Annotated in this window: 15 protein-coding genes; 6 read left to right on the top strand and 9 right to left on the bottom strand. The window is 39.5% G+C overall.

Translation table 11 applies throughout. From position 1 onward, the window contains the following. The first annotated feature begins 30 nt into the window (after positions 1-30). Both AOR04_RS16535 and AOR04_RS16530 read left to right on the top strand, forming a co-directional pair. Positions 31-771, top strand: a complete 741-nt coding sequence (locus AOR04_RS16535) for a phosphoadenylyl-sulfate reductase (protein ID WP_033029261.1) — start codon at positions 31-33, stop codon at positions 769-771. A 131-nt stretch (positions 772-902) separates the two neighbouring features. Beyond that, positions 903-1,424, top strand: a complete 522-nt coding sequence (locus AOR04_RS16530) for a DUF4124 domain-containing protein (protein ID WP_007376199.1) — start codon at positions 903-905, stop codon at positions 1,422-1,424. A 245-nt stretch (positions 1,425-1,669) separates the two neighbouring features. Here AOR04_RS16530 and acnA read toward each other — a convergent pair whose 3' ends face one another. Next, positions 1,670-4,414, bottom strand: a complete 2,745-nt coding sequence (gene acnA / locus AOR04_RS16520) for an aconitate hydratase AcnA (protein ID WP_096793936.1) — start codon at positions 4,412-4,414, stop codon at positions 1,670-1,672. A gap of 736 nt (positions 4,415-5,150) precedes the next feature. Further along, positions 5,151-5,534: an RNA-binding S4 domain-containing protein gene (locus tag AOR04_RS16515; RefSeq protein WP_008133330.1), complete on the bottom strand. Its 384-nt coding sequence runs from the start codon at positions 5,532-5,534 to the stop codon at positions 5,151-5,153. Between the two features lie 245 nt (positions 5,535-5,779). Here AOR04_RS16515 and AOR04_RS16510 point away from each other — a divergent pair, with 245 nt between their 5' ends. Next, positions 5,780-6,067, top strand: a complete 288-nt coding sequence (locus tag AOR04_RS16510; RefSeq protein ID WP_007582180.1) for a hypothetical protein — start codon at positions 5,780-5,782, stop codon at positions 6,065-6,067. A gap of 56 nt (positions 6,068-6,123) precedes the next feature. Next, positions 6,124-6,789, top strand: coding sequence for a hypothetical protein (locus AOR04_RS16505; protein WP_096793935.1), 666 nt, complete (start codon positions 6,124-6,126; stop codon positions 6,787-6,789). Between the two features lie 9 nt (positions 6,790-6,798). Here the strand turns inward: AOR04_RS16505 and AOR04_RS16500 are convergent, their stop codons facing one another. The 5 genes from AOR04_RS16500 to glnA form a co-directional block, all read right to left on the bottom strand. Further along, positions 6,799-7,257: a Crp/Fnr family transcriptional regulator gene (locus AOR04_RS16500; protein ID WP_008133336.1), complete on the bottom strand. Its 459-nt coding sequence runs from the start codon at positions 7,255-7,257 to the stop codon at positions 6,799-6,801. A gap of 29 nt (positions 7,258-7,286) precedes the next feature. Beyond that, complete coding sequence (ntrC, locus tag AOR04_RS16495) at positions 7,287-8,672, bottom strand: nitrogen regulation protein NR(I) (protein WP_008133337.1); 1,386 nt, start codon at positions 8,670-8,672, stop codon at positions 7,287-7,289. 14 nt (positions 8,673-8,686) lie between these two features. Continuing rightward, positions 8,687-9,757, bottom strand: coding sequence for a nitrogen regulation protein NR(II) (gene glnL / locus AOR04_RS16490; RefSeq protein ID WP_008133339.1), 1,071 nt, complete (start codon positions 9,755-9,757; stop codon positions 8,687-8,689). Positions 9,758-9,995: 238 nt separating this feature from the next. Continuing rightward, a complete protein-coding gene (locus tag AOR04_RS16485) occupies positions 9,996-10,526 on the bottom strand; it encodes a DUF4124 domain-containing protein (protein WP_096793934.1) in 531 nt (176 codons plus the stop codon). A gap of 114 nt (positions 10,527-10,640) precedes the next feature. After that, a complete protein-coding gene (glnA, locus tag AOR04_RS16480) occupies positions 10,641-12,047 on the bottom strand; it encodes a glutamate--ammonia ligase (RefSeq protein ID WP_007376208.1) in 1,407 nt (468 codons plus the stop codon). Positions 12,048-12,554: 507 nt separating this feature from the next. On the opposite strand from glnA, the gene typA reads away from it, so the two are divergent. Both typA and AOR04_RS16465 read left to right on the top strand, forming a co-directional pair. Further along, entirely contained in the window at positions 12,555-14,378 is a 1,824-nt protein-coding gene (gene typA, locus AOR04_RS16470; protein WP_096793932.1) for a translational GTPase TypA, read from the top strand. A 218-nt stretch (positions 14,379-14,596) separates the two neighbouring features. Further along, on the top strand, positions 14,597-15,685 hold the full coding sequence (locus AOR04_RS16465; protein ID WP_096793931.1) for a DUF4917 family protein: 1,089 nt from the start codon (positions 14,597-14,599) through the stop codon (positions 15,683-15,685). Between the two features lie 162 nt (positions 15,686-15,847). Here AOR04_RS16465 and AOR04_RS16460 read toward each other — a convergent pair whose 3' ends face one another. Next, the gene (locus AOR04_RS16460; protein WP_096793930.1) at positions 15,848-16,576 is read right to left on the bottom strand and encodes a CBM9 family sugar-binding protein; all 729 of its coding nucleotides are present in this window, start codon (positions 16,574-16,576) and stop codon (positions 15,848-15,850) included. A gap of 66 nt (positions 16,577-16,642) precedes the next feature. After that, on the bottom strand, positions 16,643-17,734 hold the full coding sequence (locus AOR04_RS16455; RefSeq protein ID WP_096793929.1) for an MBL fold metallo-hydrolase: 1,092 nt from the start codon (positions 17,732-17,734) through the stop codon (positions 16,643-16,645). Positions 17,735-17,799 lie beyond the last annotated feature (65 nt).

Raw genomic sequence — 17,799 nt, 5'->3', positions numbered from 1 at the left:
GCTAAGCGCTGGTGAGGTTTGGAATTTACCATGAGTGAATTTAAAAACATTTTACAGCTAGATAAACAAAGCCAAGCGGCTATGTTAGCTGATGCTAATGGTTTACTAGCAAATATGAGCGCAGAGCAGCGCGTTGCGTGGGCGCTTGATAACTTACCTGATACGGCCTTTTTATCATCTAGCTTTGGTATTCAAGCAGCGGTAATGCTGCATCTAATGACCTCACAGCGTCCTGATATTCCTGTTGTATTAACCGATACAGGTTATTTGTTTCCTGAAACGTATCAGTTTATTGAGCAAATGAGCGAGCGCTTATCACTTAATTTAAAGGTGTATAGAGCACAGCTTAGTCCTGCATGGCAGGAGGCTAAATTTGGTAAATTATGGGAGCAAGGCGAAGGTGGAATTAAGCAATATAATCAGCTTAATAAAGTAGAGCCAATGACCCGTGCGTTAAAAGAAATAGAAGCGGGTACTTGGTTTAGTGGCTTAAGACGCGATCAATCATCTACACGTGCAGATAAACAGTTTGTAGAAATTAGTCGTGGCACAGTTAAAGTGTACCCGATTATTGAATGGTCGAATCGCGATGTGTATCAGTATCTTACTAAGCATGACTTACCTTATCATCCATTATGGGAGCAAGGTTATGTGTCGATGGGAGATGTACACACTACGCGTAAATTAGAGCCGGGTATGACAGAAGAAGAAACTCGTTTCTTTGGTTTAAATCGTGAGTGTGGGTTACACATTGATGGCGATGGTATTTAACGCGGCACACGTATAGCTAAATCGAAAATAAAAATGCAGCTTCGGCTGCTTTTTTATTGTGAAAAAATTGCCGGATTAAGTATTTTTAATTAGACTCAAAGGATAAAGGATTAATTTAAAGCAGGAACGCTATGAAATACTTTGCCTATTTAGCAATATCAATCATGACTATTGCGCTCATATCTTTATTTTATTTAAAAAAGCCCGATGGTAAAACATGGCTTTCAGTGTCATCAATGAGTGACAAGTCGCATCATATTAAAGAAAAAATAGCGACGCTCACCGGTAATACATTTGATAATGCTGTACATAACGTAAAGCAAGCAAGCGAAAAAATAGTGAGCTCTACAGCCTCAAATAGTAAAATTTTTAAATGGCAAGATGACACAGGTCAATGGCATTTTTCAGACACGCCAAATCCGCATGCAAAAAGCATTGAGGTTAAACTCAATCCAAAAGATATTACAGTTATTGCCGCAGAAGATACGTCTATTTTAAATAACACTCCAAAAGTATCAAGTATGTCAGCAGCATCAGAAACAATAAGTATTTTAGATCCTGATTCTGTTCAAAAGTTATTTGAAGATGCAGGGAGCGTACAAGATAAACTTGAAAAACGTAACAAAGAAATTAATAGCTTAAGCGGTCTATAATAAAGCTAAGGTTTTTATAGGCACGTCGCGATAACGTTTCTCGGCTTCCATGAATAATATGGTTAAATATATCTTTGTCGAAGTGGCAATAGTACCCCTATAGCAATATATGCAGCCGCGACCATTATCCCCTTAATATCATGCTCAACAGTAAAGTAGCTCGATACAATTAATGTATGGCCAGTCACAAAAAGGCCTCCCTTTATTAAAAGGGAGGCCTTTGTTATTTTTAAAACATACTTTGCTTAATCGAGCATATTACGCAGTACATATTGTAAAATGCCGCCGTGTTTGTAGTAATCCCACTCTTTAGGGGTATCAATACGTACATCGGCACTTAAGCTAACTTTTTTACCTTCAGCATTGGTTGCAATAACGGTGACTTCATCGGTTTTATCATACAAGCCATCAATATCAAATTGCTCTTGCCCTGTTAACCCATGTGACTCGTAGCTTTCACCTTCTTTAAATTGCAGCGGTAATACACCCATACCAATTAAGTTAGAGCGATGAATTCGCTCATAGCTTTGCGCTACAACCGCTTTAACGCCTAATAAAAGAGAACCTTTAGCTGCCCAGTCGCGAGATGATCCCGTACCGTACTCTTTACCGGCCAAGATAATTAACGGAGTTCCGTTTTTTTGATACTCCATAGCTGCATCATAAATACTTGCTAAGTCATTTTCTGGCTGGGTACGTGTTACACCGCCTTCAGTTCCCGGTGCTAATAAGTTTTTAAGGCGAACGTTGGCGAAAGTACCGCGCATCATTACTTCGTGATTACCACGGCGTGAACCGTACGAGTTAAACTGGCCTTTATCTACGCCGTTTTTTTGCAGGTATAAACCTGCTGGTGCATCTGCTTTAATAGCGCCCGCCGGGGAAATATGGTCAGTGGTTACTGAATCCCCAAGCTTAGCTAGACAGCGCGCACCTTCAATCGTCGGAATGCCCGGTGGTTCTACTTTCATGCCATCAAAAAAGGGTGCTTTTTTAATGTAGGTTGATGCATCGTCCCAATCATAAAGTTTACCATCAGGTATTTGAATTTGCTGCCAGCGGCTGTCACCTTCATAAACGTTAGCGTAGCTTCTTGCGAACATTTCTTTAGTCACTGTTTCTTTAACTAAGTCACTAACCTCTTTAACGCTTGGCCAAATGTTTTTAAGGTAAATATCGTTGCCGTTAGGATCTTGAGCTAGAGGTTCGTTGTATACGTCAATATCTGTTCTACCTGCAATAGCGTATGCAACAACAAGCGGAGGAGACGCTAAAAAGTTCATCTTAACATCTTGGTGAATACGCCCTTCAAAGTTACGGTTACCCGATAAAATAGAGCTCACTACCAATTTATGTTTTTGAATCGCGTCTGATATTTCAGTTGCAAGTGGCCCTGAATTACCAATACACGTCGTACAGCCATAGCCAACTAAGTTAAAGCCTAGACTTTCTAGGTCACCCATCAAGCCTGCTTTTTCTAAGTAGTCGGTAACTACTTTAGAGCCAGGTGCAAGGGATGTTTTAACCCAAGGTTTTACATTAATACCTAATTGCTTCGCTTTTTTAGCGACCAAACCTGCGGCTAAAATTACACTCGGGTTCGAGGTGTTAGTACAACTGGTTATGGCGGCAATAACACATGCGCCATCGTTTAGCTCAAACTCTTGCCCTTTAAATTTAACTTTAGCGACGCCCATAAATTGCGCTTCATCAACAGGTTCATCGGGGTTTGTTGCCGGCCCTTCACTTTCGATACGAGCTTGTTCTTCATCGCTTTTATCACGACGAGCCATACGCTCATCTTGAAAGCCTTTTAAATGCTCGCTAATAACTTTGCCAGCCTCATTTAAGGCAATTCTGTCTTGAGGACGTTTAGGTCCTGCAAGGCTTGGTACAACATCATCTAATTTAAGCTCGAGTGTGTCGGTGTAATTAGCTTCGTCGCCATCGTTACGCCATAAGCCTTGGTGCTTAGCGTAATCTTCAATGAGTTTAAGTTGCTTCTCATCGCGGTTTGTTAAGCGAAGATAGTTAATAGTTTCATCATCAATCGGAAAAATACCACACGTAGCGCCGTACTCTGGTGCCATGTTAGCTATGGTTGCTCTATCAGCGAGTGGTAAATCGGCAAGACCGTCGCCATAAAACTCGACAAATTTACCCACTACACCATGATTACGTAATATCTCTGTTACTGTTAATACTAAATCAGTTGCGGTGGTCCCTTCAGGTAGGCGGCCGCTTAGCTTCATACCCACTACTTGTGGGATGAGTAAGCTAATTGGCTGCCCAAGCATTGCTGCTTCGGCTTCAATACCGCCTACACCCCAACCAAGCACACCTAAGCCATTAATCATGGTGGTGTGAGAGTCAGTCCCTACAAGCGTATCTGGGTAAGCGAATTTTTTGCCGTCGCGCTCTTCATTAAAAACAACGCGCGCTAAATATTCTAGGTTTACTTGGTGAACAATACCGGTTGCGGGTGGCACTACTTTTAAATTATCAAAAGCGGTTTGCCCCCAACGCAAAAATTCGTAACGTTCTTTATTTCGGTCGTATTCAAGCTTTGCATTTAAATCGAAAGCACCCTCGTTACCATAGCCATCTACCTGTACCGAATGGTCAATAACAAGTTCAGCAGGTGATAACGGATTTATTTTTGCAGGATCTCCGCCTAATTTTTCCATTGCGTCACGCATTGCGGCTAAATCTACAATAGCGGGTACGCCTGTAAAATCTTGCATAACAACACGAGCGGGGGTAAAGGCAACTTCAGATGCTGGTTTTGCTTGAGGATCCCAATTAAGCAGAGCTTGAATGTCTCGTTCTTTAATGTTTGCGCCATCTTCGTTACGAAGGAGGTTTTCGAGTAATACTTTTAAGGAAAAGGGCAATCGTTTTGCTTTGTCACCAAGTCCTTTTAGAGAATGAATATGGTATTGCTCACCATTAATTGTGAGCTGATGTTGGGTGTCGAAACTATTATTCATTATTTGCCCCTTTATGAATTATAAAAATATTTTGAAGAGTGACCTCTGTAGTGCTTGAGTTGCAAAGTACATACCAGCGTAAAAAACCATACTTAGAGAACGAAATTTATACAGTTACCAAGATAGAGATGATGCTGAAAACTTTATTTTCAAGGATGATTTAAAAGAGGGAGGGGGCCAAACGTTATTCGGCCCATACTGATACCTACTTGATTAAAAAAATGATCATTTTGTCGCATTAAATAGCGCACTCACTGCGTTAAAAATTATTTTTATAGAACAACTATATATCGTAATTTCGCCTCGTGATTACGCTATTTTCTTAGCGTTATAATAGCCCACTAATTTAATGCAATTGGTATAATTACTGTAACCAGCCTTGTTGCGTAACTTTAACACTCACACAAAGTAAAACCGGCCAAAAGTGCCTCTTAATACGGCAATAGTAAATGTAATGGTTAACTAAATAGGAATGTTAGAATGCGCAGCTTGTTGATTTATAGTTGGTTTAATTATCATCTTGGGAGTCATCATCTGCATAAAAATACAATAACGCCAAGTAAGTTCCATACGAGTTAATGCCTATACAGCAGGTTTAAACCAATGTTGGGATGTATTGACAGGCATGTAACCACCTTATTTTTATTATTTACTAACACGCCCTAGGTTATTGAAGAGTAAAAAGGCCAACTATATAAGTTGGCCTTTTTATATAAAAAGAGGGGGTTTTAAACACTTAACCAAATGAAATAGGACGACGTCCTGTTTTGTCATCTACTTTTGGCTTTTTAGTTCGCTTACGCTTACTTTTAGCAGGCTGAACTGTTGGTTGAGAGACCGCCGGCTTTGGTTCAGTGTGAGTTTGTACAGCAGGTTTTTCTGCAGGGATTGCATCCGCACTTAGTGATAGTTGAAAAAACTCACCATCAAACTCTAACACATCACCACTGTATAATTTTTTCCGTTTAATTGTACAAATTTCATGGTTAACACCCACATAACCTTCAGTTATTAGGTTTTTAGCTTGGCCGCCACCTTCAACTAAGTTTAGTACTTTTAATAATTTACAGAGCTCAATCGGCTCTTCTTCTAATTCTATTTCTATGTATTCTTCGTTCATATTTGCTCTCGGTGGGGTAACGCACAAGCTTTAGTATAAAGGCTTGCAGCTACTTTTGCACCAAAGCAAGTGACTTTAGCTAATTGTAATAGGTAAATAGTTATGAAAGTTTTTATGTATTTTGTCTGTCTTTAAAAAAACTGAAGCAATTGAAGGTTAAGCTTTGCAGCAGTTAATTTTACGTATGGCCTGCTAATTGCTAAAACTTTGGCGGAATAAATATTTTTCATTAAATGGAGTAGGAAATGGGCGTAAGATTAGCAATGAAAAAAGAGCTAATGGGATTAGATAATTCAGGTATGTTAACTGCTGACGATGTTAGAGAGCACCTTGCTAATTCTGTAAAAAAGCAAGCTGATCAAGATGAGCGCGGTTTTTCTGTAATTTCAAAATTTAATGATACCCATAGCCGTTTAGTTAGTGGTGATGCCACGAGAAAAACAAAACTTGAATTTGAACGTCATCGTTTGTTTAAAGAAGTTTTATATACTCGCAAAAGTGTTGATGCTTGGTTAGATAGCCAAACAAATTAAATTGCCATAAATAGTTACCTTCAGTAGACTACAATTGTAATCAAAAAGGGGTAGCTATGAAAAATGGAATTTTAATATGTGTGTTGGCATTACTATTAGCTGCGTGCCAACAACCTACCGTGTATGTATTTAGTGAAAACTTGCAAGATGAACAGCGCAATCAGCTCGATGCTGCGCTAAAAGCACAATCGCTCCCTTATGAATATGTTGAGCTGGCAATTCCATCAGAGTTTAGTGAAGCCACATTACTCTTATCAAGTGACAAAATTTACCCAAAAGAGACTGAGAAGTTAGCTACTATTATGCAGGGGCTAGGTTACGAGCCACAAGTTAACTATTCAACGCGTTCAAATCATTTTTATGGTGATGGCAATATAGGATTTTATCTAAAAAATGCAGTGGCGGGTACAACCTTTGTTATGCCTAAAAAGTTACGAACAACTCAATGCAGCGAAGACAAGTACAATGATTTAGCGGTCAAATTTGCAAATGAACATGTTGAATTTACACTACCAAGTGGCGCAATAGTTAGGCTGAGTTGGGAGTATTTATATGGTTACGTTGTCATTTATTACAAAAATTATTCGCAAACATACAGTCACTCACGACCACTTATAAATACGCCCTTTGGCGCCAAACCATCCGATACTTACAGGTTTACAGCTCACGTTAATAACCCCAACTGGCTTGATTGCTCACTACAAATTGTTTATATGGACTGAGTGATAGAGTTAACCGTGGGTTTCTATATGCTCACTTAGTTTTGCAATTCGTTCGCTCATGCCCTCGATAATACGGTCTTTAATTTTTTCACGTATAACATTAGGTAAACGAGTCAATGCTTCAGGAGTTATAGCGAGTACGATAGTGTCGCTTTTAGCTTGGGCATTGGTACTTCTTTGTCTGTTACCAATAAAGGCGCCTTCACCTATAAATTCACCGGGCTCAATAGTACCTAGTTCTAATAAGTGATTATGCTTAAAGACTAAAAGGGCGCCACTTAGTACAATGTATAAATGTTTGTCGTTATCAAACTGCTTAAATAAAAATTGCTGTTGGTTAACTAAATACAACAGGCCAAACGATTCTAATAATATTTGACGTTCGTTGAGCGTAAACTCTTTAAAAAAGTGTAGCCTGTTTATAATTTCCATTTGTTTGAATAATGGAATATGTTCGATTAGCTTCATCAATAACCAAATTTGTTAGACACGTTTAATTAGCTAATATTGCGCTCTTTTAACTTACGGGTCAACGTGTTGCGTCCCCAGCCAATTTTTATAGCTGCATCTTGTTTATGGCCAGAACAATTGGCGAGAGCTGTTTTTATTAGCCGAGTTTCTAGTTGTGCTTGAATATCGGGCCAAATATTTTCTTTGCCTTGTTTAAGTTCGTGGTTAAGCCATTGTTGAAATGCATCAAGCCAATCACCTTCCTCTTGAATTGGCGAGGCATCAAGGATCTCAGGTGGTAAATCTTGTTCTGTAACAAGTTCACCTGGCGCCATCACAGTAAGCCAACGACACGTATTTTCGAGCTGACGTACATTACCTGGCCAATTAAAGAGTTTAAGCTGCTCTGTTGCTTTAGGGCTGAGTACTTTGCTTTCTACTTGTAAGTCTTTAGCGCTTTTGTGCAAAAAATGTTGCGACAAGCGATCAATATCTTCAGTGCGCTCCCGAAGAGCTGGCAAGCGTAGGCGTACTACGTTTAAACGATGAAATAAATCATCCCTAAATTTACCTTGTTTAACTAAATCTTCCAGATTTTGATGCGTAGCTGCAATAATGCGTACATCCACCTTTATGCTTTGATGCCCGCCCACACGATAAAATTCACCATCGGCAAGCACGCGCAATAAACGTGTTTGCACATCAAGAGGCATATCACCAATTTCATCTAAAAAAAGCGTGCCGCCATTGGCTTGTTCAAAACGCCCTTTACGCACACTATCAGCGCCCGTAAATGCGCCTTTTTCGTGGCCAAATAATTCTGACTCAACAAGTTCTTTTGGAATTGCGGCCATGTTAAGTGCAATAAATTGATTTTCTTTACGTGGACTATGATTATGTAAGGCGCTGGCGACCAGTTCTTTGCCTGTGCCAGACTCACCATTTATTAATACACTCATGCTAGAGGCTGACAGTTTACCTATTGCTCTAAATACCTCTTGCATAGCGGGTGCTTCACCAATTATGTGTGCACTTTTAGGTGGGGCCTGCTTACGTTTAGTTTTTTTTGTAGAGTTTGCTCTAAATGCACTTTCAACAAGAGCAACCGCTTCGTTTAAATCAAACGGTTTAGCTAAATACTCAAAAGCACCTTTTTGAAAGGCATTAACGGCCGAATCTAAATCTGAGTGCGCGGTCATTATAATAACCGGTAGCCCAGGGTTTTGCTCTGCAATAAGCTCAAGTAAAGCCATGCCATCCATGCCAGGCATTTTTACATCAGACACCAAAACAGCTGGTTGGCTAAACTTTAATGCACTTAATACATCTTGCGCATTAGCAAAGCTTTCCGTGTTAAACCCTGCTCGGGTAAGTGCCTTTTCAAGTACAAAGCGAATTGAGGCATCATCATCTACAAGCCAAACTGTTTTCATGCAAACTCCAAACATTAATCTGCAAAGGGCAGATAGATATTAAATTCAGTATGTCCAGGCCAGCTATCACATTCAATATAGCCGTCATGCTGATCAATAAGCGTTTGCGCAATAGAAAGTCCAAGTCCTGAACCACCTTCTTTATTGGTGATCATCGGGTAGAACAATGTTTCGCGTATGCTGTGGTCAATGCCTGGTCCGTTATCAGATATTTGGATCAACAAGGCTTTTTTAGGTGCTTTACCTGGGCGACGATGTTGATGGTTTATGCGGGTTTTTATTTTTATTTCACCGCCATCAACGAGCGCCTGTTGGGCATTTCGAACAATGTTTAATACGACTTGTTGTATTTTGCCTTGGTCAATATATACATCAGGAATACTCGGGTCATAATCCTTCACTAAGCCAATATTAGAACAATTATCTAACGTACTTAGCCTGACAACCGACTCTAGGGTTTGATGAATATTGCCATAAGACTTTTGCGGTAGCTGATTTGGCCCTAAGAGCCTATCTACTAATTCGCGCAATCTATCTGCTTGCTCAATGATAAGCTCAGCGCATTGGTCTCTTTCTTGTTGATCAACTTCATACTGCAATAACTGCGCCGCTCCGCGAATTCCACCTAAAGGATTTTTAATTTCGTGCGCTAAGCCACGAATTAAGTTTCGTGCAGCTTGATATTGATGCATTTGGTTTGATGCTTGGTCGTGCTTTATTTCATCATCTGTTTGGCGCCATTCTAATAATATATATAACGTGTCTTTAAATTTAAGCTGTCTTGAGCTGACTGCTACCTTGGCATGGCGAGAATCGCTAAAAACCACGTCAGCTCTATGTTGCTGGCAATCAACGCCATCAATTAATGAATACTGTTCAATACGTTTCAAGTCAATAGAATGGTAATTAAAAAGGCTATCGAAAGGTTGATCTAACAAGCGTTTAGTACCAAGGCCAAGTAACTCACTCGTACTGGTATTAGCATAAACAACAGTAAATTTTTTATCGAGCAACATGACCGCTGTTGTTTGGTTTTGCCAGATAGCGTCAAGCAGTTCTGGGCTGAAAATTTCATTATTAATCATAGTTGCACCATTTTAGTGCGCTAATATTTGCAGGCAATTAATATCAATAAAATGCACTGCTGCGCCTCAGTTTTAAACTTAAATTTAGTTCTTGAATGTTATACCAATCTGCTTAATTAAGTGAGCTATTTTGAGGTATGAAAACCGTGTCGATAACAGGGCAAAAAATTCGTTATTTAGTTGTTCTATATCAGAAATTTTTAACACAGTTAGCGTCAAGCTTAAGCCCTCAAATTGATCAAGTATTATTGTGTATTGGTATTAAGCCCTTTCTGCGCATAAAAAACACATAAGGTTGGCTCACGGCAATAATTTGGTTTTTATTATTCAACAGCTTTACTTGCAATGTATGTTCACCGCGTTCAACATCTTTTATAGCAAAGGTTGAATCATGACTAGCAGGGCCATGTGTTTGACCATCAACAAACAGCTGTATTGTTAACCCACTTTCGAACCGTGGTGTTATACGGCTGGTAACATATACCGTGCCTGTATTTTCATGAATTGTTTGATTATGCTCTGGTGACAAAATAGCAATGTTAAACGCTGCTTTTTGGGGTTGAGGTTGGTTATTTAAAATATCAGTATTGGTCGCAGGCATTGTAAGGTGCTGACTTGTAAGCTTTACCTCCGTCGCGCCTTTGTGCGGTGTATCTGAGAACACTAACACGCCATTTTTATCTTCCCAAGCGTATATTTTTTTTTCAGCAGCATAGCCATAATTACTTAATCCTAAAGTAATTGTTAGTAATAAAATGTAATTATTCACTCGGCGGTCCTGCGTTTTAGAGTAACTTTACTCTAGTGGAGATTGCTTTGATTTACCATTAAAAAAGCCCGCAGAGCAGCGGGCTTGAGAACACACATGTTTTTTACAGCTTAATTAACAGCTGTAGTACATTTCAAACTCAACTGGGTGAGTTGTCATGTTAAGTTTTTCAACTTCTTTAGATTTAAGTGAGATATAAGCATCAATTAAATCATCAGTGAATACACCACCTTGAGTTAAGAATTCACGGTCTGCGCTAAGTGCAGATAGTGCTTCGTCAAGTGATGCTGCAACCGTTGGAATTTCTGCTGCTTCTTCAGCTGGTAAGTCGTATAAATCTTTATCCATAGCATCGCCAGGGTGGATCTTGTTTTTGATACCATCAAGGCCAGCCATAAGCATTGCTGAGAAAGCAAGGTATGGGTTAGCAGTTGGATCTGGGAAGCGTACTTCAATACGACGACCTTTTTCAGATGGAACCACTGGGATACGAATTGATGCAGAACGGTTACGTGCAGAGTATGCAAGCATAACTGGTGCTTCAAAACCTGGTACTAAACGCTTGTACGAGTTAGTAGAGGCATTTGCAAAAGCATTGATTGCTTTAGCATGCTTAATGATGCCGCCAATGTAGTAAAGTGCATCTTCAGAAAGACCGCCGTACTTATCACCAGCAAAAAGGTTTACACCATCTTTAGCAAGTGACTGGTGACAATGCATACCAGAGCCGTTATCACCAACAACTGGCTTAGGCATAAACGTTGCTGTTTTACCGTATAAGTGAGCCATGTTATGGATAACATATTTCATTTCTTGAATTTCATCCGCCTTTAATACCATTGTATTAAAGCGAGTAGCGATTTCGTTTTGACCTGCTGTTGCTACTTCGTGGTGATGTGCTTCTACTACTTGGCCCATTTCTTCTAGCACTAGACACGTAGCTGAACGCCAATCTTGGAAGTCATCAACTGGAGCAACTGGGAAGTAACCGCCTTTAACACCTGGACGGTGACCTGTGTTGCCATCTGCATATTCTTTATCTGAGTTCCAAGCAGCTTGCTTAGAATCAATTTTATACATAGAACCAGACATGTCTGATTTGTATTTAACATCATCAAATACGAAAAATTCTGGCTCTGGGCCAAATAACACAGTGTCTGCAATACCAGTTGAACGCATGTAATCTTCAGCACGCTTAGCAACTGAGCGTGGGTCACGTTCATAACCTTGAAGTGTTGAAGGTTCAACAACGTCACAACGAACAATTAGTGTTGTTTCTTCTGTGAAAGGGTCTAATTTGATAGAGTCTGCATCTGGTAATAAAACCATGTCTGACTCATTAATGCCTTTCCAACCAGCGATTGAAGAACCATCGAACATTTTACCGTCTTCGAAAAAATCTTCATCAACTTGATGATGAGGAATAGAAACATGTTGTTCTTTACCTTTAGTGTCAGTAAAGCGTAAATCAATGAACTTAACGTCATTTTCTTTAATAAAATCTAAAACCGATTGTGACATGTGTCCTCCAAGTGTGGGGTTTTGTTATTGCTGCATAATTGCTTTAGCATTTATTAAGCTGATTTTGTGCCATTTTTATAACTGCATGTTTATAAATTAAAAAAAATAAGTTGTTATAAAATCCAGTATAGTGGTGCACTAGTTTGGTGCGTAAAATATCCCTTTTGGTGCAATATTTACACGGTGCAATTTGCTGATAATTTAATCGCTTAAAATTAGCATAAACTAAATGCAAAAGAGTACCAAAAAGATCGGAAAAATAGCCAAAATGGCTGTTTTTCGAAAAAATATCGAAATTTAATTCATATAATTGTCATATATAAAACAGATACTTAGTGAAAGTATTGAGAAAGTTTTAAAATTTGTATTGGATAAACTTTCATCCATGTCATTAATGAGGGATAATATGCGCCCTTTTAAATCCTATGCTTGGACATCTCGTGAAAACGCAGATGAGTGCGTAGATCTTGCAGGATCATTGAGAATTTAATTTCTCTGAGTAAATATATGAGCATCGAAAAGTTAAGAAATATAGCGATTATCGCGCACGTTGACCACGGTAAAACAACACTGGTTGACAAACTACTTGAGCAATCAGGTACATTAGAAACACGCGGCGGTAACGAAGAGCGCGTGATGGACTCAAACGACATTGAGAAAGAACGTGGTATTACCATTTTGGCTAAAAACACAGCCATCTCTTGGAACGACTACCATATCAATATCGTAGATACTCCGGGACACGCCGATTTCGGTGGTGAAGTTGAACGCGTACTTTCGATGGCTGACTCAGTATTATTACTTGTTGATGCTCAAGAAGGTCCAATGCCACAAACGCGTTTCGTTACGCAAAAGGCATTCGCGCAAGGCTTAAAGCCAATCGTAGTTATCAATAAAATTGATAAGCCAGGTTCACGTCCTGATTGGGTTATGGATCAAATCTTTGATTTATTCGACAACCTTGGCGCAACTGACGAACAGTTAGACTTTAAAGTAATCTACGCTTCAGCAATCAACGGCTGGGCAACACTAGATTTAGACGAGCCATCAGAGAACATGGAACCTATGTTCAAGATGATCGTTGAAGAAGTATCACCACCGGATGCAGATCCTGAAGGTGACTTCCAAATGCAAATTTCTCAACTAGATTACAACTCTTATGTTGGTGTAGTTGGTATTGGTCGTATTAAACGTGGTTCTGTTGCTCCTAACCAACAAGTTACTATTATCAGTGCTGATGGCACTACACGTAATGGTAAAATTGGCGCAGTACAAAGCTACCTAGGTCTTGAACGTATCGAAACTGATAGAGCTTACGCTGGTAACATCGTAACTGTAACAGGTATTGGTGAGCTTAAGATTTCTGACACAGTTTGTTTCCCAGGAAACGTTGAAGCATTACCACCACTAAGTGTTGATGAGCCAACTGTAACAATGACATTCTCTGTAAATAACTCACCTTTCTGTGGTAAAGAAGGTAAGTTTGTAACGTCACGTAATATCCGTGAGCGTTTAGACAAAGAATTAGTACACAACGTAGCACTTCGCGTTGAAGATACTGCTAGCCCAGATAGCTTCCGTGTTTCTGGTCGTGGTGAATTACACCTAGGTATCTTAATCGAAAACATGCGTCGTGAAGGTTACGAGCTTTCAGTTTCTCGTCCAGAAGTTATCTTACGTACTGTAGATGGCGTTCTAGAAGAACCGTTTGAAACAGTGACTATTGACTGTCAAGACGAGCATCAAGGTTCTGTTATGGAACAAGTTGGCCTACGTAAAGGTGAACTTACTAACATGACTCCAGATGGCAAAGGCCGTATGCGTTTAGACTTCATGATCCCTAGCCGTGGTTTAATTGGTTTCCAAACTGATTTTATGACGCTTACTTCGGGTTCTGGTCTTATGTACCATACGTTCGATCATTACGGTCCTCACAAAGGTGGCGACATCGGTGTTCGTAAGAACGGCGTAATGATTGCAAACGCAACTGGTAAAGCACTTACTAACGCATTATTCAACTTACAAGAGCGCGGCCGTTTATTCATCGGTCACGGTGTTGAAGTATACGAAGGTATGGTTATCGGTATTCATAACCGTGATAACGACCTTACAGTTAACGCCCTTAAAGGCAAACAGTTAACTAACGTACGTGCATCTGGTACTGATGAAGCGCAAACGCTTTCTCCACACCTTAACTACTCACTTGAGCAAGCGCTTGAGTTCATCGATGATGACGAGCTAGTTGAAGTTACTCCACTAAACATTCGTATTCGTAAAAAACACCTTACAGAAAACGAACGTAAACGTGCGGGTCGTGCACCTAAAGCATAATCACCTTATTTTAATGAAGTGATTTTAAAAGCCGCTGTATTGAAAAATACAGCGGCTTTTTTGTGTTTGGTGGGTTGGTAAAGATAGGTTATCGTTCTATTTTAGTGTTCAGTATGAAATATTTATTGTTTTCATTATTATATGCTGGTAAAGATTGAGTATATTTTTAAGTAGCTATGGAAGTAGAAACCAAGCTATCAACGCGAGGGACTTAGTTAATGCCGAAAATAGTTCAATGGAATGACATAAGAGAAGATTATCATCAGGGAAGCCTGTTGTTGGGCAATGGAGCAAGTATAGCTGTTAATACATGTTTTAATTACCATTCTTTGTATGAAGAGGCTGTAGCACGTAAATATATAACACCAGAAGTGAAAGCTGTATTTGAAAAGTTTGATGTTAAAGACTTTGAGTTGGTATTAAGGCGTTTATGGCAGGCGATGCTTGTGAATGAGGCGCTAGAATTACCACATGGTGAGGTTGAGGAAGCTTATGAATGTGTTCGCCAAGCACTTATTCAAACCGTCCGATCAACACATGCATCATATGATGATGCAAGTTCACATTTAGAACCAATCTACTTATTTATGAAACATTTTGATAAAGTTATTTCTCTTAACTACGACCTTATTGTTTATTGGGCAGCGCAATACGGAAATAGAAATTTAGGAACGTGGTTTAAGGACTGTTTTCAAAATGGAGAATTTCGAAATGACTGGGAAGTATTAGAAAAACCATATAAATCTCAAGGAGCTACATTATATTTTTATCCACACGGGAACCTAGTTTTGTATCGTAGTGGCTTTTCTAGTGAGCGGAAAATTTCAACTCGTAATCAAAATAGTAATTTACTGGAGACTATTCTTTTGAAATGGAAGCAGGAAAATTTAGCCCCAGCTTTTGTATGCGAAGGAACTAAAAATAATAAGTTAGAAGCGATTTCAAGCTGTAATTATTTTGAGCGTATTTTCTATGAAGTTTTACCTTCACTTAGTTCAACTTTGGTGGTTTATGGCTGGGGATTCGGTGATCAAGACGAGCATATTATAATGCAAATTAAAAAATCTAAGGTTCGCAAGGTTGCTGTATCTATTTTCGAAAACGATCAAGTGTTAGTAAGCAAGATTAAACTAAAGCTCGCTTCTTTAAGCTTAGAAGAGTTATGTTTTTTTGACTCTACGAGTACTGGCTGTTGGAATAAGCCTGATGAGAACGAAGCTGAAGAAGAAATCCCTGGTGAAATGATATTATTATCAAACGAATCGATTAAAGCCGTTAAAGTTATTAAAAGTTACGTAAAAAACTGATAAATAGGACACATTTTACTTTTAGTGAATTGCGGAATTTAATTTTGCCAAATGTAAAAAACCGATAGCGCAAAGCCCTGTGTTTGTTGGTAGGGTATTTTTTCGTTGGGTTTCGCTGCGCTCAACCCAACCTACGTGTTCAATTATTTTATTGGTAGTTACTTACTTTTTAGGGAGTAGGGTGATTTTGCCAAATACGTCTGCATCTATAAAACCACGGTTTCTGTCGCCATTTACTGGTTGTACTTCGTGTGAGCCCATAAAGTGCTCGCGCACGTCGCTGCCATCGTTATCGCAATACGCTAGCATAAAGCCGATTACTTGCTTTTCGCTAAGTGTAATAGGGGTGTTTTTAGCCCCTTCTTTATAATCATTAGGGTAGAGTTTTATCGCTACTTCCCAGGTGATGTTAAAGGGCGCGGTGGTGTTGCGCTTCCAGTTACTGACTAGGTGGTCGGTGTACAAATGGGCTTTTTTATCAGGTCCGTAATCGGCGGCTTGGTTATCAAGGCCAATATGGTACGCCAATGCGGTGTGATTAAATTGATGGTTACCGCCCGATGCATCGCTATCAATAAATACTTCAAGCGCATCGTCATCCCAATATTTATAGGTTGGATCTGCGTGTGTATCTATTAGAACATCATCCACAATATCGGCTTGTAGGTATAAATAGTTTTGATCCCACAATAAACGATAACGCCCTTTAAAGTCGGCATCGTTTGATGGCAGTGTGCCATCCATTAGATAAGGCATGTCGTGCCAAGCGGCTTTATCCCATGCGCTTTCTGATACGCCATCAACAGTAATTGGAGTTGATGTATGCTCAACATCAATAGCCATTGCTGGCGTGCTTAATAAAAAGCTTAAGGCGAGTGCTAATTTTTTCATTAATTTCTCAATCTTATTATGTATTTTTATTGATGTAACACCATCTTAAAGTAGCTAAGTGATTAGTTACAGTGAAATACTTTCGCCTTCGTTTAAAATATACAGCGGTGTTTTAGCATCCATTTTTTTAACCATGTGCAATAAGCGCAGCAAGGCTGAATGAGTGCTGTGGTCGCCCATTTTCCAGCTAGAGTTGCCGTATCCAAAAGGGATCATTACTTTACAGTTAAGCTCTTGCGCTGCGCTTAGTGCATCTTCTGGTGTGGTATGCACGTAACGGTACCAGTTAGGATCGTCTTTACTGTAGTAAGAAGCGATTGGCATTAAGCAAATATCGATATCGCCGTATTTTTGCTGTATGTCTTTAAAATGTTTTGAGTAGCCTGTATCGCCTGCAAAAAATAAGGTGCTACCGTTTTGTTCAAGTAACCAGCCATTCCAAAGGTCTTTATCGTGATCTTCGTAAATAAAAGGCACTGAAATACGACTGCTAAAGTGATGTGCAGGTACGCCATGAATTGCTAAATCGTCAATACTCGTTTTTGCATACCAGGCCATTTCGCTAATGTTAAATCCACCTGTTGGGAAGTTATCAGCCATTCCCAGTGGCGTTAAGTAGCGTGGTTTGTTACCTATTTCTGCTATATCTGCTTTATTAAAATGATCATAATGAAGGTGAGAATATATAACGGCATCTAAATTAGTTAGTTCGCTGTTAGTTAGCCAGTCACCGGGCTTACGATAAAACCCTGAGGCAAGTTTAAAGGCTAAATCAACAGGGGAGTCGAACTGCTCTTTTACAGGATCAAACACCACTTGCTGCCCGTTTGGTGTGCTGATCATAAACCCTGCATGGCCAAGCCAGCGAACAGTGTATCCGGTATTTAATTTTGGAGTTACTTGCCCAGCAATATATTGGCAGTTTTCACTTCCTTCTTCACATTGCAAATGAGTGTTGCTTGGATAGCAGTCATTTTCACAACTAATAGGGTACGTTTTTTTGCCTGGGTATAGATTATGGTAGCGCCCTTCGCGATCACCATCTTTATGTAGTGGTACTACAGTATCAGGCCCTGCGATTCTTTCTATGTGATTAGCAGTTCCGCAAGCGGTTAGTAAGCTAGAGATAGCCAAAAGAGTTAAGATACTTATTTTCATTGTAGTTTTTTATTTTAATTCTAATTTTATGAAAGTGTACCAAAAACGTTAGATTAATAAGTGGT

Source organism: Pseudoalteromonas sp. 1_2015MBL_MicDiv, from assembly GCF_002407505.1.
Taxonomy (GTDB): Bacteria; Pseudomonadota; Gammaproteobacteria; order Enterobacterales; family Alteromonadaceae; genus Pseudoalteromonas; species Pseudoalteromonas fuliginea.
Note: the sequence above shows the minus strand (reverse complement) of the source record. Positions and strands in the feature narration are given on the sequence as shown.